We start from the raw sequence: 21,732 nt of genomic DNA on the forward strand, positions 1-21,732 counted from the left end.
ACCCCGGTACCGCCGATGCGGCGCCGGGGTCGATTCTCTTGCGGATCAGGTGGATCGGATGATCGGGATCCCGCCGATCGGATCAGTGCCCGCCCGGCCGGGCCGGATCGACCGGCACCACGACCGCCGAACGCGGCTGGGCCGGGGTGCCCACGTGCTGGAGGTACCCGAGCCAGCCGGTGCCCACGAAGACCGCGAGCAGCACCGCGGTGGGGAGTTCGAAGAACAGCCAGCTGGTGGCGAAGAAGATGTCTCTCCACGGGTGAACGGGTCGCTGAGCGATGTGGACGGGCGGGCGCTGGTGCCGGAGCGTGCCGTGATTCGAACGGTACTGCCTGCCCTGCCTGCCCACCGTGCCTCCGTTGCTGAAGAAGTGCCGAACCAGGATGTCGAGCCCGCGCCGTGCGTACACCGGTGAACGAGCCGTCGCCGTGCGCACTCGCACCAGGCAGTATGCCGAACAGAACGAACATTCGGGTCGTAATGACCGAATATTCCGGTGCGTCGGACGGATTGCTCCCAGCTAACCGGACAATCCCGAAAAATCGCGCAGGACAACGTGATTACGATCGGCACAACTGCCCAGCGCGTGATCCGGGTGCAGTCCAAGATATTGGCTGCGCGTGCGAGTGCTCCAACGCCGCGCCGCCTCGGACCGCGTCTTGTAGAAGTTGACCGCGTAGCCGCCCTCGTAGACGCGGATCAGGGTGTACCCACCCGGATACTCCTTCACCGCACCCACTTCCAGGAATTCCACGCCGATCCCGGAATCCGGGCGGGTGCGCCGATTCCGGTGAGTGTGCCCACTGTGGTGCAGGAACACCCCGGGCGCGCTCGCGTACAGGGCGTGCAGCGCGGCCGCGTTGGAGCGGTCCAGCACGAACCCGGGCCCGCCCGGATTGCTCACGGCCGCATGCCGGGTGACCGGGTGGTGGCCGAAGATCAGTGTCGGCCGGTCGGGTTCACCGCGCAGCAGTTCGCGCAGGTGGGCCAGTTGCGGCGCGGCGAGGGTGCCGCCCGCGCCGCGCACCCGGGTGGTGTCGAGGCCGACGAGCCGCAGTCCGCCCGCGAAGTACTCGACCAGCCGGTCGCGCGGCTGGAAGACCTCGCCCCAGTGGTCGGGCTCCTCCGGCGGCCGGACATCGTGATTTCCCCGGCACACGAAGTAGTCCCGGCCCAGCTCGCCCCATTCGTCGAGGCGGGCGCGGACGCCCCGCGACTGCTCGGCGGTGCCGGAATCGGTCAGGTCGCCCGCCACCACCAGCTGATCGGCGGCCCGGTCGGGCAGGCGCAGATCCTCGAGCAGAGCGGTGAGCATGAAGTCCGGATATTCGTCGGTGCCGTGGCGCAGGCCCTCGAACAGGCCCGCGAACAGCCCGCTGGCCGGTTCGCCGTAGTGCAGGTCGTTGGCGAGGGCGATGGTGCGGATCAGCCGCCCGGGCGGCGGGGTGGCGGTAGTGAAAACACCGGTGGATTCGGGTGTTCCGGAACGCCGGGTCACCAGGGTGCGGGCGGGCACGGCCCGGCGGCCGTCGGAGTACGCCTCGAACCGATAGGCGCGGCCCGGTTCCAGGCCCCGGATCTCCGCGTAGTGGTAGGGAGTCCGGCGCCCTTCGGACAACCAGGTGCGCGGTTCCCCGCGTCCGTCGGCGGGGGCCAGGCGCACCTCGGTGTCGGCGGGGACCGGCCGCAGCCGCCCGGCGCGGTTGCGGGCCCGGGTGGTCCAGGTCAGGATGGCCGAATCAGCGGTCACCGTCACCAGTTCCAGATCCGAGGCCACCACCGTCTCCTGCGGTGTCCGGATCCGGTCGGCGAAGATCGGGCGCGGTGTGCGCACGGCGACCGCCGCCGCCCCGCTCGCCGCATTGGCCAGCCACATGGTTCGAAGTCGCGGTTCCAGCATCACATCTCCGTCCGCTGTGCTCCCCCACGGACGACGGTAAGGCGGCCAGTTGAACCGCCAGATGCCCGGACATGACCGAACGGCTTCCGATTCCGGACATTCAGGCCATGTCCCGGCAACGGGGACGTCGAGCGTCAGAACGGCTTGGTCGGCAGGTACTTTCCGTCCAGGGTGATGACCGCGCGCTCGCCGCCCTCGGGGTCGGCGACCTTCTTCACGTCCAGGCGGAAGTTGATGGCGGAGATGATGCCGTCACCGAACTGCTCGTGCACCAGGGCCTTCAGCGTGGTGCCGTAGACCTGCAGCATCTCGTAGAAGCGGTAGATGGTCGGGTCGGTGGGGACACCGCCCGGGATCGAGCCGCGCAGCGGGATGGTCTGCAGCAGCCGGGCCGCGTCGGCGTCCAGGTCCAGCAGCTCGGCCACGGCCAGCGCCGACTTCTCCGGCAGCGGGTGCTGGCCCAGGATGGCGGCGGTGGTGAAGGCGGGCGAGAGCCCGGCGGCATCGGCGATCTGCTGCCAGGTCAGGTCCTTGGCGATCTTGGCGGCGACGGCGGCGTCGGCCAGGGCTTCGCGGGCGGTGGGATCGAACTGTGCGTGCACCATGGGAGGTTTCCTTTCGAAGGGAGGGGAATCAGGCGGCGAGAGTGGAGAATTCGCCGGCGGCATCGAGCGCCTCGACGCGCCCGGAGCCGATGTCGTACACCCAGCCGTGCAGGGTGAGGGTGCGCCGGGCCAGGGCCCGGGCCACCGCGGGATGGGTGGCGAGATTGGCCAGTTGCGCCACCACATTGTGGCGAACCAGCGCGGATACCGCTGCGGCGCCGGTGATCTCGGGATCGACGGCCGCGCGGGCGGCGTCGGCGTGCCGCAGCCAGCCCGCGACCGCGGGCAGACCGGACAGGTCCTGGCCCTCGGCGAGCGCGGTCATCGCACCGCACGCCGAGTGACCGCACACCACGATGTCGCTGACCCCGAGCACGCCCAGCGCGTACTCGATGCTGGCGACCACGCCGCTGGCCGCGCCGGGCGTGTGCGGTGGGACCAGATTGCCCGCATTGCGGATGACGAACAGCTCACCCGCTTCGGCGGAGGTGATGAGTTCGGGCACCACGCGGGCGTCGGAGCAGCCGATGAACAGCGCACCCGGGCGGTGGTCGCCGGCCAGGCGGGCGAACAGCCCCGCCTTGCCGGGGAAGACATCGCGCTGGAACCGTCCGAGACCGTCTGCGAGGTTCGGCATGGGAACTCCTTCCGAGTGCGGCGGCCCCGTTCGGGCCGATGCCATTCACCCTGCCCGACCTGTGGCTATAGTGTCCAAGACTTGATATCGATGGACATCATTGCTGTCATCTATAGTCGTGCTGTGACCCCGGAACTCCGGCATCTGCGCTACCTGCTCGCCGTCGCCGAGCACGGCAACTTCACCCGCGCGGCCGAGGACCTGCACCTGTCCCAGCCCACACTCTCCCAGCAGATCCGTCAGCTCGAACGCCTGGTGGGGGTGCCACTGCTCGACCGCACCGGACGGTCGGTCCGCCTCACCGACGCGGGCGCGGTGTACGCCGAGCACGCCCGCCGGGCGCTGCGCGAGCTGACCGCCGCCGACCGCGCGGTCCACGATGTCGAGGACCTCGCCCGTGGCACCCTGCGCCTCGCGGTCACCCCGACCTTCACCCCCTACCTGGTCGGCCCGCTCATCGCCGAATTCCGCGCCCTCCACCCCGGCATCACCCTGGAGGTCAGCGAAAACGCCCAGGAGGCCATGGAATCCGCGATTCTCGCCGATGACATCGACCTCGGCATCGCCTTTCTCGGCACGACCCCACCCGGCGTCGAGGCCACCCCGCTGTTCGAGGAGGATCTGAGTCTGGTGGTCGGCGAGCACGATGCCGCCCGTTCCCCGATGCCGATCGCCGACCTCGCCGACGCCGAATTGGCGCTCCTGAGCCGCGATTTCGCCACCCGCGGACACATCGACGACTATCTGCGCGCCCACGGCGTGACCCCGCGCATCGCGGTGCAGGCCAATGCCGTCCAGTCCGTGATCGAGATCGTCCGCCGCACCGCCCTGGCCACGGTGCTGCCACCCGCCATCGCCGCGGCCTACCCCGGCCTGCGCGCGATCGACCTCGATCCCCCGATGCCGACGCGCACCGTCGCCCTGCTCCGCCGCGACCAGGCCTACCGGACGGCCGCGACGCGCGCGTTCACCCGGCTGACCACCGCGTGGGTCCGCGACCGGCTGCCACCGCCGCGAATTCCGCAGCAGCAGAACGACACCAGCCGCTGAGGGAAGCCTCGGTCAGCGCTGACTGGCGTCCGGCAGACGGGCCGGGCAGGGGCCGTCGGGGACGGTGGCCAGTTCGAAATGCCACCACTCGTTGTCGTACATGCGGCACAGGCCCCAGTGGGAACCGTTGGCCTCCAGCCACGCAGCGCCCTCGATCGGGCCCACGTCGATGGCCTGGCCGGTGACATGGGTGGATTCGCCGGGCGGCAGCACCCAGCGGCGCGCCGCCTCCGGGCTGCCGTAGGTCTGTAAACCGTCCTCCCAGAGGGCTTCCTGCTCGCCGGGCGTCCGGTAGCCGGAGGTGATCCAGAGGGTGACGCCGGCGGCGTCGGCATCGCGCGCGGCGGCGGCGAAGGCAGCAGCCAGCCGGGGGTCCAGGCCCTCGGTGCCCGCCGCGACGGCCTTGGCGGACGGGATGCCCTCGAGGGCCTGGTCCGGAAGCTGCTCGGCGGCAGCGCGGGTCGCGGTCACCACCGTGACCGAACCGCCGACCAGTCCCGCGCCGGCGAGCACGGCCAGGGCCGCCGCCCGGCGGGTTCCGGCGGGCCGTCGCCGCCGCTCGACCAGGTCAGGACCGGCCACTCGCATCCACACGCCTCCAGGTTCGAAGTTCAACCTCGGGTATACCCGAACCAGCCATCCGGTTCGATCGCTTCGCGAATTTTCCTACCCGCCAGTCGATTCCGCGATTCAGCGCTGACTCGCGTCGGGCAGCCGCGCGGGGCAGCCGAAGCCGGGCACGGTCGCCAGCTCGAAATGCCACCACTCGTTGTCGTACATCCGGCACAGCCCCCACCGATTCCCGTTGGCTTCCAGCCACGCCGCGCCCTCGCGCGGCCCGACATCGATGGCCTGCCCGCTCACGTGTGTGGACTCGTTCGGCGGCAGCACCCACCGGCGCGCGGCCTCCGGACTCCCGTAGGTCCGAATCCCGTCCTCCCACAACGCTTCCTGCTCGGCGGGCGTCCGATACCCCGACACGATCCACAAGGGCACGCCCTGCGCCTGTGCCTCGCCCTGCGCGAGCCGGTAGGCGAACGCGAGCAGCGGATCGAGACCGTCGGTCTCCGCCGCGACCGGGGCGACCGATGTAGTGGACGACGCGACAACGCCTGCGGGAGCGGTCATGTCGTCCGGGGCGGCGTGGGCGACCGCCGGGGTCAGCGCCGCCACCGTCAGCGCGGCGGCGCACCCGAGCAGGGTGGCCCCGCGCCGGAAGGATCGGGGCCCGAGGGCGGCGGGTGCGGTGGCCGTGCGCCCGGCGGTGTTCCACCGGGGCTCGAGGTTGTCCGAATACCGCATCCGCCTGCCTCCTGCTGGTTAGACGCGCTCCTTGGAGCGCTCGCGCACGCGCAACGCGATCGGCTTCGAGGTCTCGGCGAAGAAGTCGTTGCCCTTGTCGTCGACGACGATGAAGGCGGGGAAGTCCTCGACCTCGATCTTCCACACGGCTTCCATGCCGAGCTCAGGGTATTCGAGGACCTCGACCGACTTGATGCAGTCCAGCGCCAGGCGCGCGGCGGGGCCGCCGATGGAGCCGAGGTAGAAGCCGCCGTGCTCCTTGCACGCCTTGGTGACCTGCGCGGAGCGGTTGCCCTTGGCCAGCATGACGTGCGAGCCGCCCGCGGCCTGGAACTGGTCGACGTAGGAGTCCATGCGGCCCGCGGTGGTGGGGCCGAACGAGCCCGACGCGTAGCCGTCGGGGGTCTTGGCCGGACCGGCGTAGTAGACGGCCATGTCGCGCATGTACTGCGGCATGGGCTCGCCCGCGTCGAGGCGCTCCTTGACCTTGGCGTGCGCGATGTCGCGGGCCACGACCAGCGGGCCGGTCAGCGACAGGCGGGTCTTGACCGGGTACTTGGAGAGCTCGTCGCGGATCTCCGACATCGGCCGGTTCAGGTCGATCTTGACGACGTCGCCGCCGAGGATGGCGTCGGTCTGCTCCGGAAGGTACTGCGCCGGTTCACGTTCCAGCTGCTCCAGGAACACGCCCTCGGGGGTGATCTTGGCCAGCGCCTGACGGTCCGCCGAGCAGGACACGGCAATGGCGACCGGGCAGGACGCGCCGTGGCGCGGCAGGCGGATGACACGCACGTCGTGGCAGAAGTACTTGCCGCCGAATTGCGCGCCGATGCCGAAGGACTGGGTCAGCTTGAAGACCTGCTCCTCGAGCTCGAGGTCGCGGAAGCCGTGCGCGGCCATCGAGCCCTCGGTGGGCATGTTGTCCAGGTAGTGCGCCGAGGCGTACTTGGCCGTCTTCAGCGCGAATTCGGCCGAGGTGCCGCCGATCACGACCGCCAGGTGGTACGGCGGGCAGGCCGCGGTGCCCAGCGAGCGGATCTTCTCGTCCAGGAACTCCAGCATGCGATCGGGGTTCAGGATCGCCTTGGTCTCCTGGTACAGGAACGACTTGTTGGCCGAGCCGCCACCCTTGGCCATGTACAGGAACTTGTACGACGGCTGCGCGGGATCGCCCTGGTTGGAGTACAGCTCGATCTGCGCGGGCAGGTTGTTGCCGGTGTTCTTCTCGTCCCACATATTGATGGGCGCGAGCTGCGAGTAGCGCAGGTTCAGCTTGGTGTAGGCGTCGAACACACCGCGCGAAATCCATTCCGCGTCATCGACTCCGGTGAGCACACCCTCGGACTTCTTGCCCATCACGATGGCGGTGCCGGTGTCCTGGCACATGGGCAGGATCCCGCCCGCGGAGATATTGACGTTCTTCAGCAGATCCAAGGCCACGAACCGGTCGTTGCCGCTGGACTCCGGATCGTCGATGATCTTGCGCAGCTGCGCGAGGTGCGCGGGCCGCAGGTAGTGGCTGATGTCGTGCATCGCCTCCGCGGTCAGCATCCGCAGCACCTCGGGATCGACCTGCAGGAAGGTGCGCCCGTTCGCCTCGAACGTGCTCACGCCCTCGGTGGTGAGCAACCGGTACGGCGTGTCGTCCTTACCGATGGGCAGCAGATCCGAGTACAGGAAATCAGGCGCGGTCACGAATCGGACTCCTCGAGCAGGGCTGGGGCTGGTCAGCCGACGGTTCAAGCACAGTGACTCTATCCAGCACCCGCCGCGCCCCCGCCGACAGGTACGGGTTGCGGGCCCCGCACAGGTACAGGTTGCACCTTCAACCGAGCAGGTGTTACCTGTCCATGATGTGCTTGTCGGCGGCGGGGAGGACTTAGCATGGTGGCGGAACCCTGGAGTGGAACTGTGGCGCAGACCCGTTGGCTCGATGATGTCGAGATGCGCGCGTGGCTCGGATTCGTGTTCACCCGCGATCTGATCGCCGCCGCGGTCGGACGCGATTCCCTACGCGAATCCAATCTGACCTATGTGGAGTACACCGTGCTGGCCCGGCTCGCCGACGCCCCGGATCACCGGCGCTCCTTCGCCGAGCTGGCGGCGGTGCTGGAGTGGTCGCAGAGCCGGTTGTCGCATCAGATCACGCGGATGGAGAAGCGCGGGCTGGTGGCGCGCGAGTCGATTCCCGACGACGCGCGCCGCACCGCGGCGGTGCTCACCGACAAGGGTGTGCACGTGCTCGATTCGGCCGCGCCCGCGCACGTGGACAGTGTTCGCCGCCACATGGTGGATGTGCTCGATCGTGGCCAGCTGGCCGCATTGGCCGACATCTACGACACCCTGCTGGCCCATCATCGCGGCACCGAACCCTCACTCGGCCGGGCCGAGACCCGTGAGCAGCACACCTGACACGAAATCGCCTGCCCACCTCGGTTTGGTTTGGCACCCATCGGGTAGTGGGTAAGACTAGGCTCGGCACCGGCTTCCCATGTGGGTCGGCACCGAGCACACGGCTGGCTACGGTCGTGGAAGTGAGCACCCGACCTGGCCTTAGCGAAAGGGGCAGGAGTTTCCATGTCCGACGTGTCCATCGGTCTCTCGGCGGATTCGCTGCCCGCGAATTCCGTCGACAATCTGCTCCCGCAGCTCGTCGAGCACTTGCGGCAGAACCGCACCGAACTGCGCGAGGAGTGGGCCCGTCGCATCACCGATGCCCAGCTGCTCACCGCCATGACCCCCGAGGAGATCTTCTCCGAAGCGACCTCGGTCTACGACAACTACGTCGAGGTGCTCGAGACCGGTAGCGTCGAGGCGCTGCAGGCCTACGCGCGCGACCTGTCCGAACGCATCATCCCACGAGGCGTCGAGACCGACGAGGTCGTCGGAATCGTGCTCCTGCTGCGAGACGTGCTGGCGCGCAGCCTCTTCGAGAAGTACCAGTCCGACTTCGAGCTGCTCAAGCTGGTGCTCGACGCCTACGAACCCGCCGCGAACCGGATCGCCAACACCGTGGCCGTGTCCTTCGTGCAGGAGCGCGAGCGCGTCATCCGCCAGCAGCAGGAGGCGATTCGCGAGCTGTCCACCCCGGTGCTCCAGGTGCGTGAGCAGCTGCTCATCCTCCCCATCATCGGTGTGCTGGACTCGCAGCGCGCCCGGCAGCTCACCGAGCAGCTGCTGCGCGCCATTCGCGCCAACCGCGCCAAGGTCGTCGTCATCGACATCACCGGTGTGCCCGCGATCGACTCCACGGTGGCCAACCACCTGGTGCAGACCGTCGACGCGTCGGGCCTGATGGGCGCCAATGTCATCATTACCGGCCTGTCGTCGGAGATCGCGCTTACCCTGGTCACCATCGGCCTGGATCTGTCGAAGATGAATGCCGTCGGTGACCTCCAGGGTGGCATCGAGGAAGCGGAGCGGCTGCTCGGCTACGAAGTGTCGCGCGTCACCGACCGCGACGGACGGTAACCAGGGCGGGGCACATGCCGGTACCCATTCTGAAGCAGGGCACCTATCTCATCGCGTCGGTGCAATCAGCGCTCACCGATGCCGATACCGAACGCCTGCAAGACGATTTGATGACCTATGTCAGCAGATATCGCGCACAGGGCATCATCGTCGATGTCACCGCAATCGACGTAATGGACTCCTTTGCCGCCAGATCGCTGCGTACCATCGCCCACATGACCAAGCTGCGCGGCGCGGAGACGGTCATCGTCGGCCTGCAACCCGAAGTCGCTTTCGCCATGGTGCAATTGGGACTCACCTTCGAGGGCATGCACACCGCGCTGGACCTCGAAGAGGGCTTGTTCTGGCTGAACGACAAAATCAAGGGCAGAGGTCAACGAGACGGTCGTGATCGTGGCCGCTGACGACGTGGTGATCGCGGTGACCGTGTCCAACGACATCGTGACCGCTCGGCAAGCGGGGCTGGAGTTGGCTGCCAAACTCGGCTTCTCGCTCTCCGATCGCACCATGATCGCGACGGCCATTTCCGAAGTGGCGCGCAATATCACCAGTTACGCCGGCACCGGGGAGATCCGGCTGGCCGTACAGGATCGGGACGGCCGGCGCTCGATGGTGGTGCAGGCCAAAGACAATGGTCCCGGCATTCCCGACATTCCACGTGCCATGGAGGACGGTTATTCCACCGGACGCGGTCTGGGCCTGGGCCTTCCGGGCTCACGGCGCCTGATGGACGGCATGGTCATCAATTCCCAGCCCGGCCAGGGCACCCTCGTCGAGATGTGGAAGTGGGTGCCCAACGGTGCGTGAGGACGGTTACGTCGGCGCGGTCGAATGGGCCGTCGCCGGACGCGCCCTACCCGGGCAACGGGTTTCGGGCGACCGCTCGGTGGTGCTGGACGCGGGCGGCGGTTCCGTGCTCTTCGCCGTGCTGGACGGTCTGGGCCACGGCGCGGCCGCGGCGGACGCCTCGGATCGGGCCGCGCAGGTGCTCTCCGAGAACCGCGCCGAGCCCCTGGACGTGCTGATGCTGCTGTGCCACCGGGCCATGAGCGACACCCGCGGCGCGGCGGTCTCGTTGGCGCTGTTCGATTCTCGCGACCGGGTGCACTGGCTCGGGGTCGGCAATGTCGAATCCCGCATCGTGGCCGCGGCTCCCGGCAAGCCCGCCATCCGGGCGACGGTCCTGCTCTCGGGCGGCATCGTCGGCTATCTGCTGCCGCCGAACCTGCAACCGCAGACGGTGCCGGTGCGACCCGGCGACTTGCTGCTGATGTCGACCGACGGCATCACCTCGAACTTCGCCGACGCCGTCGACCTGTCCAAGCCGACCTCGGAGATCACCGCCGAGATACTGGCCCGCCACGCCAAGGACACCGACGACGCGCTGGTGCTGGCGGCCCGCCACCGCGGGCAATCCCATCCCTCCCAACCCATTCCGAGTGTGAAGCCATGAGGCCGTAGTGAGCGCGGTACTGGCCGCTTTCCGCGAGGCGTACGCCGCCGCGCTGCGACTGCACCTGCGCGCCCCCGATCAGAACACCCTGGCCGAGGGCTACGAGCTCGGCCGCCGCGCACTGGTGGAGGGGGTGAGCATCCTCGACCTCACCGAGCACCACTACCGGCTGCTCGAACAGGAGGGGCTGGGTCCCGCGCCGGACGGCACCGATCGCGGTGAGGCCGCCCTGGAGTTCCTGCTCCAGACCATGGCGGCGCTCGACGTGGCCACCCGCGGCTTCCTCGACGGCACCCGCCGCTACGAGCAACAGCGTTCGCGCGCCGACGATCTCGCGGGCCGCGACGCCTTCCGGACCGCGCTGGTGGAGTCGCTGCAGGACGGGTTCTTCGTCGTCGACGCCGAAGGCACGCTGATCGAGGTCAATTCGGCGTTCGGCGCGCTCACCGGCTACGGCCCCGACGGCATCCCGTACCCGCTCCCCCATCCCTGGACCGTCCCCGAGTCGCCGCGCTACCCGGACCTGGGCACCGAGGCCGCCCGGTTCGTGATGCCCATCCGGCACCGGGACGGGCGGCAGCTGTGGCTGGCGGTGTCGACGTCCTCACTGGTGAAACCCGAGAACGGGGAACGGGTTTTCGTCGGCACGCTGCGTGACGTCACCGCCGAGCACGACGCCCAGGCCCGCGATCAGGCGGTGTCGCGGCTGGCCACGGCGGTCGGCGCGGCCACCAGCGTGGTCGAGGTGCTCACCGTCGGGCTCGAGGAGCTGCGCCGCGCGGTCGGCGCGGAGGCCGCGGTCGTCTCGGTGTGGCCCAGTCACCACACCGGACCGGAACTGTATGTGTCCGAGGACAATCAGTACACCGCGACGGGCCTGGCCCCGCACATCACCCAGCCCATCCGGCGGCCCGGCAGCGGCGACGCGGAAACTCTCGGCGGCGCCGAGTCGCGCCGCGTGCTCGACGCCCGCGCCCGCGCCCTGCTCGACCGGGCCCGATTGCAGCCCGGCCGCAGCATGTTCGCGATCCCGGAGGACGTGTCCAGCTCCGAGGGCATCGTCGCGCCGCTGGGCGAGAGCGCGGATTCGGCGCTGTGGCTGCGCTTCTCCGCGCCGCGGGTGATCACGCCCGGCGACTGGGCGCTGTTCTCGCTGCTGATCGGGCATCTGAGCCTGGCGGTGCAGCGGGCCCGCAACTTCGACCAGGCCCGCTCCACCTCCCTGACCCTGCAACGCGCCATGCTCGGCCCGATCGAACTGCCGCCGCGGTTCTCGGTGCACTACGAGCCCGCGCTGCCGCCGCTCGAGATCGGCGGCGACTGGTACGACGTGGTGCGGCTGGAGGACGGCGCGATCGGCGTGGTGGTCGGCGACTGCGTCGGACGTGGCCTGTCCGCGGCGGTGGTGATGGGCCAATTGCGAACCGCCGCACGAGCCCTGCTCCTGCGCGGCGCGGGCCCGGCGCAGCTGCTGGCCGAACTCGACACCGTGGCCGCCCGGATTCCCGGGGCCATGTGCACGACGGTGTGCGCCGCCATCCTGGATCCGGTGCGCGGGCTGGTGCGCTACTCCAATGCCGGGCACATGCCGCCGGTGCTGGCCGAGCCCGGCAAACAGGGCCGGCTGCTGGAGGGCGGGCGCGCGTTCCCGTTGGCCACCTTCGACATTCCGCGCCGCCCGGAGGCCACCACCGCCATGGCGCCCGGCGCGACGCTGGTGCTGTTCACCGACGGTCTGGTGGAGCAGCGCGGCGTCGACATCGACGACCGCTTCGTGGAACTGGCCGACGAATTGTCGCGTGTGGCAGCGCAATTGCCGCGCGAGGTGTCCGATTCGGTGCTGTCGCGGCTGCGCCCCACCGGCGGCTACGACGACGACGTCGCCATGGTGGTGTACCGGCAGCCGCCCAAGCCGCTGCGCTTGGACGTGCCCGCCGACGCCCGGGAGCTGTCGCAGCTGCGGCGCGCGCTGCGCACCTGGCTGACCGCCGCGGCCGTTCCGCACGATCTGGCCGTGGACCTGGTGTCCGCGGCGAACGAGGCGTGCAGCAACAGCATCGAGCACGCGTACCTGGGCGGCGAGCCCGGCCGGGTCCGGCTGTGCGCCGACAGCGGCGTGGACACCCTCACCATCGAGGTGTCCGACACCGGCGTGTGGCGGCCGCTGCCCGCGGACCCGGGCAACCGCGGCCGCGGGATCGCCATGATGCGGGCGCTCACCGATCAGCTCGATATCGACCATTCCGGGCCGGGCACGCTGGTCCGGATGTCGGTGAGACTCGTGGCCGCGTCCTTCTCCGCGGCCGGGAGAATGTGAATCAGGGCCTGCCGTCACGCCTTCGGCAGGCGGCCCACCTGCGAGCCAGTGCCGATGTGGCAAACGATGCAGCACGAACGGACGGATCATGGCAGATTTGAACAACGTGACCACTAATTCCGCAGACGGCCACCCCTTCGCCGAAACGATGACCACCTCGGTCACCCGCACCGACGAGGCCACCGTCCTCACCGTGACCGGCGAAGTCGACCTGGCGACCGCCTCCGCACTGGAGAGCGCCCTCGACACCGCCCTGGCCGCCGCGCCCGCCGCCCTCGTGATCGACCTGACCGCCGTCAGCTTCCTCGCCTCGGCGGGGATGGCGGTCCTGGTCAGCGTGCACAAGCGGGCCGGCGGCACCCGCCTGGTCGTGGTGGCCGACGGGCCCGCCACCAGCCGGCAGCTGAAGATGACCAGCCTGGACCAGGTGTTCTCGCTGCACTCCACCCTCGACGACGCGCTGGGTTCGCTGCGCTGAGCCGGTGCGTCCGGCGTGTGTGGCGCGGGCGCACCCCTCCTCCGAAACGACGAAGCCGAGTCCGGATCACCCGGACTCGGCTTCATTGTTCATACGGAGCTGTCAGAGGAGCTCGCGCAGCTGCTCGATGAGCTTCACCCGCTCGGCGGGGGTGCCCGCCATCGGCACCACATTGAGGACGGTGACGCCGGCCTCGCGGAACGCGGCGACCCGCTCCTTCACGAACCCGGCCGAGCCGATCAGGTTGACGTCGCGGACCAGATCGTCCGGCACCACCTTGGCGGCCTCTTCCTTGCGGCCCGCCAGGTACAGCTCCTGGATGCGGTCCGCCTCGGCGCCGTAGCCGTACTTGGTGGCCAGCGCGTGGTAGAAGTTCTTGCCCTTGGCGCCCATGCCGCCGATGTAGAGCGCCAGGTGCGGCTTGATGCCGTCGCGCCAGCCATCCACATTGTCGCCGATGGCCAGGGCCGGACCGGCGTAGATGTCGAGGTTGCCCAGCGCCGGATCACGCTTGGCCAGACCGGCTTTCACCGAGTCGCCCCAGACCGCGTCGGCCTTCTCCGGCAGGAAGAAGATCGGCTGCCAGCCCTCGGCCATCTCCGCGGCCAGCTCGACGTTCTTCGGGCCGAGCGCGGCCAGCAGCACCGGAATGTTGTCGCGCACAGGGTGATTGATCAGCTTGAGCGGCTTGCCCAGGCCGGTGCCCTCGCCCTCGGGCAGCGGGATGTTGTAGTACTTGCCGTTGTATTCCAGGCGCTCGCGCTTCCACACCTTGCGGCAGATCTCGAGCACCTCGCGGGTGCGGCCGATCGGCGCGTCGTAGGGCAGGCCGTGGAAGCCCTCGATCACCTGCGGGCCCGAGGCGCCCAGGCCGAGGATGTAGCGGCCGTCGGAGACGTAGTCCAGGCCGGCCGCGGTCATGGCGGTCAGCGTGGGGGTCCGGGTGTAGAGCTGCAGGATGCCGGAGGCCAGCTGCACCCGCTCGGTCTTCGCGGCCAGGTAGCCCAGCGCGCTCACCGCGTCGAACGAATACGCCTCGGGCACGAACACGATGTCCAGGCCCGCCCGCTCGAGGTCGGCGACCTCGGCGGCGATCTCCTTGAAGCCGTCGGTGTAATTGATCGACAGTCCGATACGCATGGTCCGGACAATACCCAACTATTTGCATACCCCCAGCGGGCGGGTCGCCGTATTGGCGAAGTGACAGCGGGCGGGTTGCCGACGGTGGCGCGGCGGCCGGTAGCGTGGGCGGCGAAATCACCCGAATTCCGGGTATTGCCAGCAGGACTGCCAAGGGAGGCCACCCCGCATGACTCAGGACACCACCACGTTCGGTGACTCGACACTGCGGGGGTACCTGGACCAGCTGGCCGCCAAGGTGCCGGCGCCCGGCGGCGGCGCGGTCGCGGCGCTGCACGCGGCCCAGGGCGCGGCCCTCGTCGCCATGGTGGCGCGCTACACCACCCGGGCCAAGGACGCCGACAATCGCCCGGTCATCGACCGGATCATCGCCGCGGCCGACACCGCCCGCGAGCGCTCGCTGGCGCTGGCCGACGCCGACGCCGCCGCCTTCACCGCGGTCGGGGCGGCCTACAAGCTGCCCAAGGAGTCCGAGGCCGAGCAGGCCGCCCGCGGCGAGGCGATCACCGCCGCGTTGCTGCAGGCCGCCCGGGTGCCGGCCGCCGTGGTCACCGAGGCTGACGAGATCGTCTCCCTCGCAACGGAACTGCTGCCCATCGGCAACCCGAACGTGGTGACCGATATCGGTGCGGCGGCCGACTGCGCGCGTTCGGCGGCCGCCAGCTCGCAGCTGAACATCGCGATCAATGTGGCTTCGCTCGACCCGGGCGCGGGCGCGGAGTTCGCTCCGGTGCTGAAGCAGATCGAGGAAGTCATCGCGCGCGCCGACGCGCTGCACGACGACGTTGTGGCGGCCATCACCCGCTGATCACGCTGATCCGCCTGTCGCGGTGCCCCGTTCCGAGCCGGAACGGGGCACCGTTTCGTTGCGCCACCTGCGCGGTTGCTTCCGGACCCTCCACTACCCCCCTACCCGAAAACGACAAAATACCCACGCCGGTACAATTGTCACGAACCGGAAACATTTCCGGATGGAACTCAAGATCAAGTCATAGTCTGAGTAACCAAGCCCCACACCCTCTCGAAGGGACGGAAGAATGCGGAAAGCGATTCGCTCTCTGTTCGTCGCAAGCCTTGTCGCCGCGGCGGCCGCGTTCGGTTCCGGAGCCGCCGGCGCGGCCCTCCCGGCATCCAATCTCCCAGCGGTCCAGGCGATCTCGCCGGGCCCCGGCCAGGTGGTCGGTATCGCAGCTCCCGTGACAGTCCAGTTCGCGGAAGCCGTCACCGACCGCGCCAAGGCCGAACGCTCGGTCGACGTGAAGGCCGAGAATTCCCTCGCGGGACAGTTCTCCTGGCTCGACGACCGGCAACTGGTGTGGACCCCCACGCGCTATCTACCCGTGTCCTCGCCGATCACGGTCTCGGCAGGTCACGATCACATCAAGTTCCAGACCAATGGCGGCACCACCGCGGACGCCGACATGTCGGCGCACACGTTCACGGTGTGGGTCAACGGCGTGGCCCGCACGATGCCCGCGTCCATGGGCAAGCCGGGCCGTGAGACCCCGGTCGGCACCTTCCCGGTGATGTCGCGCGAGCGGTCGGTCACCTTCGACTCGCGGACCATCGGCATCCCGCTCAACGATCCCGAGGGCTATCTGATCACCGGTGAGTTCGCCGAACGGCTGACCTCCGGCGGCGTGTACGTCCACTCCGCCCCCTGGTCGGTGGACTCGCAGGGCAACTCGAACGTCAGCCACGGCTGCATCAACCTCGCACCCGCCGACGCCGAGTGGTACTACGACAACGTCTCCGTCGGCGACCCCGTCACCACCCACTGGTGAGGCACCACCTCTAGAAACGAGTTCAGGGAGCGCCCGGCGCGCGGAATCGGACCGATTCCCGCGCCGGGCGCTCCCTGATTTCTATCCGGGATCAGCGGCTTCCGTCCGGGATCAGCGGCCGGATTCGGCGGCCTGGACCACGTGGCGCATGAGCAGCGCGGTGGTGACCGGGCCGACGCCGCCGGGGACCGGGCTCAGGGCCGCGGCCTTGCCGGTGACCGACTCGGCGTTCACGTCGCCGGTGATATTGCCGTTGTCGTCCTCGTTGGTGCCGACGTCGATGACGACCGCACCCTCGCGCACGTGGTCGGCGGTGATCAGGCCCGCGCGGCCGACCGCGGCGACCACGACATCCGCGGCCGAGGTGACGGCAGGCAGGTCGGTGGTGCGGGAGTGCGCGATGGTGACGGTCGCGTTCTCGGCCAGCAGCAGCTGCAGCAGCGGCTTGCCGACCACGTTGGAGCGGCCGACCACCGCGACGTGACGGCCTTCCAGCGGCACCTGGTGGAACTTCGCCAGTTCCACGACCGCCTCGGAGGTGGCCGGCGGGAAGCCAGGCAGACCGGCGGCGAGCAGGCCCAGTGACAGCGGGCTCACGCCGTCGACGTCCTTGCCAGCGGCGATGGCGGAGCTGACGTCGTCGAGGCCGACGCCCTTGGGCAGCGGGGTCTGCAGCATGATCGCGTCGACCGAGGCGTCCCCGGAGAGCTCGATGAGCTTGGCGCGGATCTCCTCGGCGGTGGCGTCGACGCCGAGATCGATGTTCTCGCAAGTGATTCCATTGCGCTCGGCGGCGCGGTTGAGCGACTTCACGTACCAGGCGCTGGCCGGGTCGTCGTTCGGGATCACGAGCGCCAGGCGCGGTGCGGCGCCCTGCTCGGCGAGGGCGGCGGCGCGCTGCTTGGTGTCGGCGTTGATGGCGGCGGCGAGTTCCTTGCCGATGAGCGAAGTCGTATCCACGGGTGCACAGCTTATCCGGCGCCGGGACCGTCCCCGTCCCACGTGTCCGCAATGTCCGCCCGGAACGCCGATATGTCCGGTCTGGTGCGTCCGCATTGTCCGGAGCGCGGGCGGCGCGTTCCCGGGCCCGCCAGGACCGAACTCGCGAATTCAAATGGGCAAATACCCGACAACCGCCGTGTTCAGTCGTATCGTGTCTCCATCCAGCACTGGGCCAATAACTAGCTACTTCATTGATTTGCCAGCAAACGCATGCGTGACACCCTCCGAAAGGTCGACAGCAGTGCAGATCGCCAGGCGCTTTCCCACCCTGCTCGCGGCAGCGGCCGCGACCATCGCCATCCTCGGCACCGGCACCGCGCACGCGGATCCCGCGGCGCTGTTCAACTCCGCACAGGACAACTTCACCAGCGGCAACGAGGCGGCCGGCCTGGCCGACCTGCGCCAATTGCTCGGTGAATCACCGGATGACGCGCAGGCGCTGGCCCTGCAGGCGATCTGGTCGGACTACGCCGGCGACATCATCACCCGCGAGCTGGCGATGAACCGCCTCAACGGCGTCGACGGGCGACTCGCCGACGGCACCCGGAACCTGTTCCGCGCCATCGGCGCCGCCGTCGGCACCCTGCCCAACCCGATCCCGGCCATCGCGGGCCCGCAGACCGGCATCGCGGTGCTCGGCTACGGCCTGCTCCCCGACGGGGCCATGCGCCCCGAACTGGTGAACCGCCTCCAGGCCGCCTGGCTACAGGCCCTCGCCTCCCCCTTCTCCCCCATCCTGGTGACCGGCGGCAACCCGCAGAGCGGCGTCACCGAGGCGGCGGCCATGCAGGGCTGGCTGATCGGCCACGGCATCCCCGCCAACCGCATCCTCACCGACCACCGCGCCGGCTCCACCGTCCAGAACGCGCTGTTCGGCGTGCAGATGCTGCGCGACGCGGGCGCGACCAGCGCCATCGTGGTCACCTCCCCCAACCACATCCGCCGCGCGGTCGCCGACTTCATCGTCGCGGGCATGCCGGTCGTCGGCGCCACCACCTCCCTCGAGCAGCTCGTCTCCCAGCTGCCGCCGCCCGCCCGCAGCGGGCAGCGCGGCATCTACCTCGACACCACCCGGACCCTGCGCATCCCCACCGAACGCTGACCCTCCCGTCCGGACCCGCTCGCGCGCCGCGCGGGTCCGGACGTGCACAATGACGCGGTGACCGCTTCCGACACCGACACCCTGGTCGCACGCCTGCGTGCGGCCGGTTGCGTCTTCGCCGAGGACGAGGCCGCCCTCCTGCTCGGCGCGGCAACCGACGGCGACCACCTGGAAGCGCTTGTCGCCCAACGCATCGCCGGATTCGCCCTCGAACACCTGCTCGGCTGGGCCGAGTTCCGCGGCCTCCGCGTCGCCGTCGCCCCGGGCGTCTTCGTACCCCGCCAGCGCACCGGATTCCTCGTCGAACAGGCAGTAGCCCTGGGCCGCACCGTCATCCGATCCGACCGAGTCGGCGCCGCTGCCGACGAGCCGCTGATCGCGCTCGATATGTGTTGCGGCTGTGGGGCGCTCGGCATGTCCTTCGTGAGAGAGCTCGCGGAGCAAGGGATTCGGGTCGACCTCACCGCATCCGATATCGAACCGGCGGCCGTGGCCTGCGCGCGGGAGAACCTCGCGACGGTCAGCGCACGCGTGGTCGAAGGCGACCTCTTCAACGCGGTCCCCTCGGATCTTCGTGGGCGCGTCCACATCCTGCTCGCGAACACGCCCTACGTGCCCTCCGAGCACATCGCCGGGATGCCGCCGGAAGCCCGGGATCACGAACCTCGCCGGGCCCTGGACGGCGGCGAGGACGGGCTGGATGTCCTGCGACGCATCGCGACCGTCGCGCGCGACTGGCTCGCTCCCGGCGGCCATCTACTGGTCGAGGAGAGCGAGGAGCAGGCTCCGGCCGCCGCGGTGATCATGCGAGAGCACGGCCTCACCGCTCGAATCGCGGAGTGCGAAGACATGGGCGCGACCGTGGTCATCGGCACCCGGGCACCGCGTTCGGCAACCGATCCGGCCATGAAACGCTAGCCGGCGACGTACAGGCCGCCGGCCGGCGGTGTCGTTCGGCCCGGATCCGTTCGTCGCTCAGTCGGTTTCGAATGCTCTGGCCGCGTCGCGCTGCAGGTCGCTGTAGGACTCCTTGCCGACACTCACGATGACGCGGTAAACGGTGCCTCCGGTGAACGTCCCTGGGTGCCGGTATTGCTGGGAGACGTTGTCCCCGCTGTCGTAACCGACGCAGAGCCCGTCGCCGGTCAGGGTGAAGGTGCCGGCCTGGGCCCGCATCGGTCCGGTCGCAACCGGCTTGTCGTCGACGTAGAGCGTTGTGGTGCCCAAGGATTCGCCGTGCTGGCCGGCCTTGTCCCGCACGAATTCCATGCCCACCGTGTGTTTGCCCGTCGGCAGCGGTGGCGAGACGAAATCCTGCTCGGGCGGGATGCCGAGGAAGTTGTAGACGTAGTGCAGCACACCGTCCTTGACGAACAGCACATGCCCACCGAACCGGGAACCGTGCGCGAAGATCACCCCTTCGGACTGCGGGGTGAGATCGACATCGGCGACGATCTTGTAGGACTTGCCGCGGATATTCACCGCGATGGCCTCGGGCACGGGCGCGGCATCGGGGTAATAGGTGTAGGTGTCGCGGGGCGGCTCCGGATTCGGCCGCTCGACGGCCAGGAGTTCGGTCGCGGTGCGATCGTCGAGGGGCAGGACGAAGTTGTCCCTGGCCTCCTCGTCCCAGGCCGCGATCAGCTCCTTCAGCTTGTCCGGATGCTGATCGGCGAGGTTCTTCGATTCCGAGCGGTCCTCGTCGACGTGGTACAGCTCCCACTTGTCCTGGTCGAAGTGCCCCTTGTCGCTGATCGGCGCGTGCAGCGCCGATGCCCGCCAGCCGTTCTCCCAGATACCGCGGGTGCCCAGCATCTCGTAGTACTGACGTTTTCGGGTGGTGGGTGTGTCGGCGTTGTCGAAGGTGTACCGCATCGAGACACCGTTGAGCGGGTACTGCTTGACACCACGGTATTCCTTCGGCATCTCCAGTCCGATGACATCCAGGATCGTGGGCGTGATGTCGATCGCGTGATGATATTGGTGCCGGATCTGCCCCTTGGCCTTGATTCCTTTGGGCCAGTGGATGATCAGCGGGTCGCAGGTGCCGCCGGAGTACTCCGAATAGCGCTTGAACATCTTGAACGGGGTGGAGAACGCCACCGCCCAGCCGGTCGGGTAGTGATTGTAGGTGGCCGGGGTGCCCAACTGGTCGAGCAGCGCCATGTTCTCGGCGAGATCGTCGGGATAGCCATTGAAGAATTTGTTCTCGTTCACCGAGCCGTTCGGCGAGCCCTCACCGGAAGCGCCGTTGTCCGCGCAGTAGAAGATGAGGGTGTTGTCCATCTGGCCGGTCTGCTCCAGATAGTCGATGATGCGCCCGATCTGCGTGTCGGTGTATTCGGAGAATCCGGCGAACACTTCGGCCATGCGGGAGAACAGACGCTTCTCGTCGGCATTGAGGGTGTTCCACGGCCGCATCGCGTCCGCGGGAACCGCCACGTCCTCGGGTAATGGGTTGATCGGGGTCATCGCCGTGCCCTTGGGCATGATGCCCTTGTCGATCATCCGGGCCAGCACCCAGTCGCGGTAGGCCTCGTAGCCGTCGTCGAACTTGCCCTTGTATTTGTCGGCCCATTCGGTGGGAACTTGGTGCGGCGCATGATTCGCGCCCGGGCAGAACCACATGTACCAGGGCTTCGACGGATTGGTCGACCGCTGGTCGCGCAGCATGCGGAGCGCGTTGTCGGCGAGGTCCTTCGACAGGTGATAGCCCTGCTCGGGGCTGTAGGGCTGGTCGATGAACCGGTTGTCCTCGACCAGGTCCGGGTACCACTGGTTGGTTTCGCCGCCGAGGAAGCCGTAGAACCGGTCGTACCCTTTCTGCAGCGGCCATTCCGATTTGCTGCCACCACTGGAGACATCTTCTATAGGCACGTTGTGTTCCTTGCCGAGCCAGAAGGTGCTGTAGCCGTTGTCCTGCAGGACCTGCCCGATAGTGGCGCATTGGGCCGGCAGCCGCGCGGCCGAGCCGGGGAATCCGGTAGAGCCCTCGGTGATCGACGCGAAACGGTTGACGTGATGGTTGCGGCCGGTGAGGAAGCAGGACCGGGTGGGCGAGCACAGCGCGGTGGTGTGCCACTGGGTGTAGGTCAGGCCGTTGTCGGCCAGCTTCTGCAGGGTCGGCATGTTGATCCGCCCGCCGTACGGCGACCAGGACGCCAGACCGGTGTCATCGAACAGGATCACCAGGATGTTGGGTGCGCCATCCGGGGCTTTCTGCAGCTCGAACGGCTTCCAGTCCGGTGTGGAGTCGCGGACGTCGAGTTCGATCTTGCCGTCGAAGCCGTCGTTGATCCCGGTCCCGTATCCGGGTGGCCCGTCGCTTTTCGAGTTGCCGCAGGCGGCGAGCAGTGGTCCTGCAACCGCGGCGCCCGCCCCGGCCGCCGCGATACCGCGCAGCATCCCGCGCCTGGACACTTTGGCGCCCGGATCCCCGGTCTCGCGGCCAGATCGGACCTCTGGGTTCTGATCCTCATCGCTCGGCT

The 21,732-nt window shown here is 69.0% G+C and carries 22 protein-coding genes; 12 read left to right on the top strand and 10 right to left on the bottom strand.

Annotation, left to right across the window (positions count from 1 at the left end; translation table 11 throughout):
* Positions 1-82: 82 nt before the first annotated feature.
* The 4 genes from ACWEOI_RS14220 to ACWEOI_RS14235 all read right to left on the bottom strand — a co-directional run bounded on the left by ACWEOI_RS14220 (position 83) and on the right by ACWEOI_RS14235 (position 3,145).
* On the bottom strand, positions 83-412 hold the full coding sequence (locus tag ACWEOI_RS14220) for a hypothetical protein (protein ID WP_452359855.1): 330 nt from the start codon (positions 410-412) through the stop codon (positions 83-85).
* A 111-nt stretch (positions 413-523) separates the two neighbouring features.
* Positions 524-1,903, bottom strand: a complete 1,380-nt coding sequence (locus ACWEOI_RS14225; RefSeq protein ID WP_452359856.1) for a metallophosphoesterase — start codon at positions 1,901-1,903, stop codon at positions 524-526.
* Positions 1,904-2,037: 134 nt separating this feature from the next.
* Positions 2,038-2,508 carry a cyanase gene (gene cynS / locus ACWEOI_RS14230; RefSeq protein WP_357085320.1) on the bottom strand — a complete coding sequence of 157 codons (471 nt, stop codon included), beginning with the start codon at positions 2,506-2,508 and terminating at the stop codon, positions 2,038-2,040.
* A 28-nt stretch (positions 2,509-2,536) separates the two neighbouring features.
* Complete coding sequence (locus ACWEOI_RS14235) at positions 2,537-3,145, bottom strand: carbonic anhydrase (RefSeq protein WP_379271526.1); 609 nt, start codon at positions 3,143-3,145, stop codon at positions 2,537-2,539.
* A gap of 90 nt (positions 3,146-3,235) precedes the next feature.
* On the opposite strand from ACWEOI_RS14235, the gene cynR reads away from it, so the two are divergent.
* On the top strand, positions 3,236-4,195 hold the full coding sequence (cynR, locus tag ACWEOI_RS14240; protein WP_433666119.1) for a transcriptional regulator CynR: 960 nt from the start codon (positions 3,236-3,238) through the stop codon (positions 4,193-4,195).
* Between the two features lie 12 nt (positions 4,196-4,207).
* Here the strand turns inward: cynR and ACWEOI_RS14245 are convergent, their stop codons facing one another.
* The 3 genes from ACWEOI_RS14245 to ACWEOI_RS14255 form a co-directional block, all read right to left on the bottom strand.
* On the bottom strand, positions 4,208-4,777 hold the full coding sequence (locus ACWEOI_RS14245) for a M15 family metallopeptidase (RefSeq protein ID WP_433666120.1): 570 nt from the start codon (positions 4,775-4,777) through the stop codon (positions 4,208-4,210).
* A gap of 108 nt (positions 4,778-4,885) precedes the next feature.
* Entirely contained in the window at positions 4,886-5,323 is a 438-nt protein-coding gene (locus ACWEOI_RS14250; RefSeq protein ID WP_433673381.1) for a M15 family metallopeptidase, read from the bottom strand.
* Between the two features lie 192 nt (positions 5,324-5,515).
* Positions 5,516-7,192: a fumarate hydratase gene (locus ACWEOI_RS14255; RefSeq protein WP_452359857.1), complete on the bottom strand. Its 1,677-nt coding sequence runs from the start codon at positions 7,190-7,192 to the stop codon at positions 5,516-5,518.
* A 216-nt stretch (positions 7,193-7,408) separates the two neighbouring features.
* Between ACWEOI_RS14255 and ACWEOI_RS14260 the strand changes: the two genes are divergently transcribed.
* From ACWEOI_RS14260 to ACWEOI_RS14290, 7 genes are all read left to right on the top strand, one after another.
* Positions 7,409-7,909 (top strand): MarR family transcriptional regulator, encoded by a 501-nt coding sequence (locus ACWEOI_RS14260; RefSeq protein ID WP_433666122.1) that lies wholly within the window; start codon positions 7,409-7,411, stop codon positions 7,907-7,909.
* Between the two features lie 165 nt (positions 7,910-8,074).
* Positions 8,075-8,968, top strand: a complete 894-nt coding sequence (locus ACWEOI_RS14265; RefSeq protein WP_357284127.1) for an STAS domain-containing protein — start codon at positions 8,075-8,077, stop codon at positions 8,966-8,968.
* 14 nt (positions 8,969-8,982) lie between these two features.
* Complete coding sequence (locus ACWEOI_RS14270; protein WP_357085279.1) at positions 8,983-9,372, top strand: STAS domain-containing protein; 390 nt, start codon at positions 8,983-8,985, stop codon at positions 9,370-9,372.
* Positions 9,362-9,775 carry an ATP-binding protein gene (locus ACWEOI_RS14275; RefSeq protein WP_357085914.1) on the top strand — a complete coding sequence of 138 codons (414 nt, stop codon included), beginning with the start codon at positions 9,362-9,364 and terminating at the stop codon, positions 9,773-9,775. The genes ACWEOI_RS14270 and ACWEOI_RS14275 overlap by 11 nt, the downstream gene beginning before the upstream one ends.
* Positions 9,768-10,421 (top strand): SpoIIE family protein phosphatase, encoded by a 654-nt coding sequence (locus ACWEOI_RS14280; protein WP_433666123.1) that lies wholly within the window; start codon positions 9,768-9,770, stop codon positions 10,419-10,421. Before ACWEOI_RS14275 ends, ACWEOI_RS14280 begins: the two co-directional genes overlap by 8 nt.
* A 7-nt stretch (positions 10,422-10,428) precedes the next feature.
* The gene (locus ACWEOI_RS14285) at positions 10,429-12,738 is read left to right on the top strand and encodes a SpoIIE family protein phosphatase (protein WP_433666124.1); all 2,310 of its coding nucleotides are present in this window, start codon (positions 10,429-10,431) and stop codon (positions 12,736-12,738) included.
* Positions 12,739-12,886: 148 nt separating this feature from the next.
* Positions 12,887-13,216: an STAS domain-containing protein gene (locus ACWEOI_RS14290; RefSeq protein ID WP_452360146.1), complete on the top strand. Its 330-nt coding sequence runs from the start codon at positions 12,887-12,889 to the stop codon at positions 13,214-13,216.
* A 102-nt stretch (positions 13,217-13,318) separates the two neighbouring features.
* Here ACWEOI_RS14290 and ACWEOI_RS14295 read toward each other — a convergent pair whose 3' ends face one another.
* A complete protein-coding gene (locus ACWEOI_RS14295) occupies positions 13,319-14,356 on the bottom strand; it encodes an LLM class F420-dependent oxidoreductase (RefSeq protein WP_433666125.1) in 1,038 nt (345 codons plus the stop codon).
* A gap of 169 nt (positions 14,357-14,525) precedes the next feature.
* On the opposite strand from ACWEOI_RS14295, the gene ACWEOI_RS14300 reads away from it, so the two are divergent.
* On the top strand, positions 14,526-15,164 hold the full coding sequence (locus ACWEOI_RS14300; protein ID WP_433666126.1) for a cyclodeaminase/cyclohydrolase family protein: 639 nt from the start codon (positions 14,526-14,528) through the stop codon (positions 15,162-15,164).
* 229 nt (positions 15,165-15,393) lie between these two features.
* Positions 15,394-16,140: a L,D-transpeptidase family protein gene (locus tag ACWEOI_RS14305; protein ID WP_433666127.1), complete on the top strand. Its 747-nt coding sequence runs from the start codon at positions 15,394-15,396 to the stop codon at positions 16,138-16,140.
* A gap of 111 nt (positions 16,141-16,251) precedes the next feature.
* On the opposite strand, the gene ACWEOI_RS14310 is transcribed toward ACWEOI_RS14305, so the two are convergent.
* Entirely contained in the window at positions 16,252-17,100 is an 849-nt protein-coding gene (locus ACWEOI_RS14310) for a tetrahydrofolate dehydrogenase/cyclohydrolase catalytic domain-containing protein (RefSeq protein ID WP_433666128.1), read from the bottom strand.
* Positions 17,101-17,383: 283 nt separating this feature from the next.
* Here ACWEOI_RS14310 and ACWEOI_RS14315 point away from each other — a divergent pair, with 283 nt between their 5' ends.
* Positions 17,384-18,244, top strand: coding sequence for a YdcF family protein (locus tag ACWEOI_RS14315; protein WP_433666129.1), 861 nt, complete (start codon positions 17,384-17,386; stop codon positions 18,242-18,244).
* Positions 18,245-18,301: 57 nt separating this feature from the next.
* Positions 18,302-19,162, top strand: a complete 861-nt coding sequence (locus ACWEOI_RS14320) for a putative protein N(5)-glutamine methyltransferase (RefSeq protein WP_452359858.1) — start codon at positions 18,302-18,304, stop codon at positions 19,160-19,162.
* Between the two features lie 57 nt (positions 19,163-19,219).
* Here the strand turns inward: ACWEOI_RS14320 and ACWEOI_RS14325 are convergent, their stop codons facing one another.
* Complete coding sequence (locus ACWEOI_RS14325) at positions 19,220-21,649, bottom strand: sulfatase-like hydrolase/transferase (protein ID WP_452360147.1); 2,430 nt, start codon at positions 21,647-21,649, stop codon at positions 19,220-19,222.
* Positions 21,650-21,732: the final 83 nt, after the last annotated feature.

Source organism: Nocardia sp. NPDC004340, assembly GCF_053602575.1.

Excerpts from the sequence above, each read along its gene's own strand:
- ACWEOI_RS14290 (WP_452360146.1), top strand. The coding sequence starts at position 12,887 with ATGACCACCTCGGTCACCCGCACCGACGAGGCCACCGTCCTCACCGTG.
- ACWEOI_RS14300 (WP_433666126.1), top strand. The coding sequence starts at position 14,526 with ATGACTCAGGACACCACCACGTTCGGTGACTCGACACTGCGGGGGTAC.
- ACWEOI_RS14295 (WP_433666125.1), bottom strand. The coding sequence starts at position 14,356 with ATGCGTATCGGACTGTCGATCAATTACACCGACGGCTTCAAGGAGATC.
- ACWEOI_RS14325 (WP_452360147.1), bottom strand. The coding sequence starts at position 21,649 with ATGCTGCGCGGTATCGCGGCGGCCGGGGCGGGCGCCGCGGTTGCAGGA.
- ACWEOI_RS14265 (WP_357284127.1), top strand. The coding sequence starts at position 8,075 with ATGTCCGACGTGTCCATCGGTCTCTCGGCGGATTCGCTGCCCGCGAAT.
- ACWEOI_RS14225 (WP_452359856.1), bottom strand. The coding sequence starts at position 1,903 with ATGCTGGAACCGCGACTTCGAACCATGTGGCTGGCCAATGCGGCGAGC.
- ACWEOI_RS14235 (WP_379271526.1), bottom strand. The coding sequence starts at position 3,145 with ATGCCGAACCTCGCAGACGGTCTCGGACGGTTCCAGCGCGATGTCTTC.
- cynR (WP_433666119.1), top strand. The coding sequence starts at position 3,236 with ATGGACATCATTGCTGTCATCTATAGTCGTGCTGTGACCCCGGAACTC.
- cynS (WP_357085320.1), bottom strand. The coding sequence starts at position 2,508 with ATGGTGCACGCACAGTTCGATCCCACCGCCCGCGAAGCCCTGGCCGAC.
- ACWEOI_RS14250 (WP_433673381.1), bottom strand. The coding sequence starts at position 5,323 with ATGACCGCTCCCGCAGGCGTTGTCGCGTCGTCCACTACATCGGTCGCC.
- ACWEOI_RS14270 (WP_357085279.1), top strand. The coding sequence starts at position 8,983 with ATGCCGGTACCCATTCTGAAGCAGGGCACCTATCTCATCGCGTCGGTG.
- ACWEOI_RS14305 (WP_433666127.1), top strand. The coding sequence starts at position 15,394 with ATGCGGAAAGCGATTCGCTCTCTGTTCGTCGCAAGCCTTGTCGCCGCG.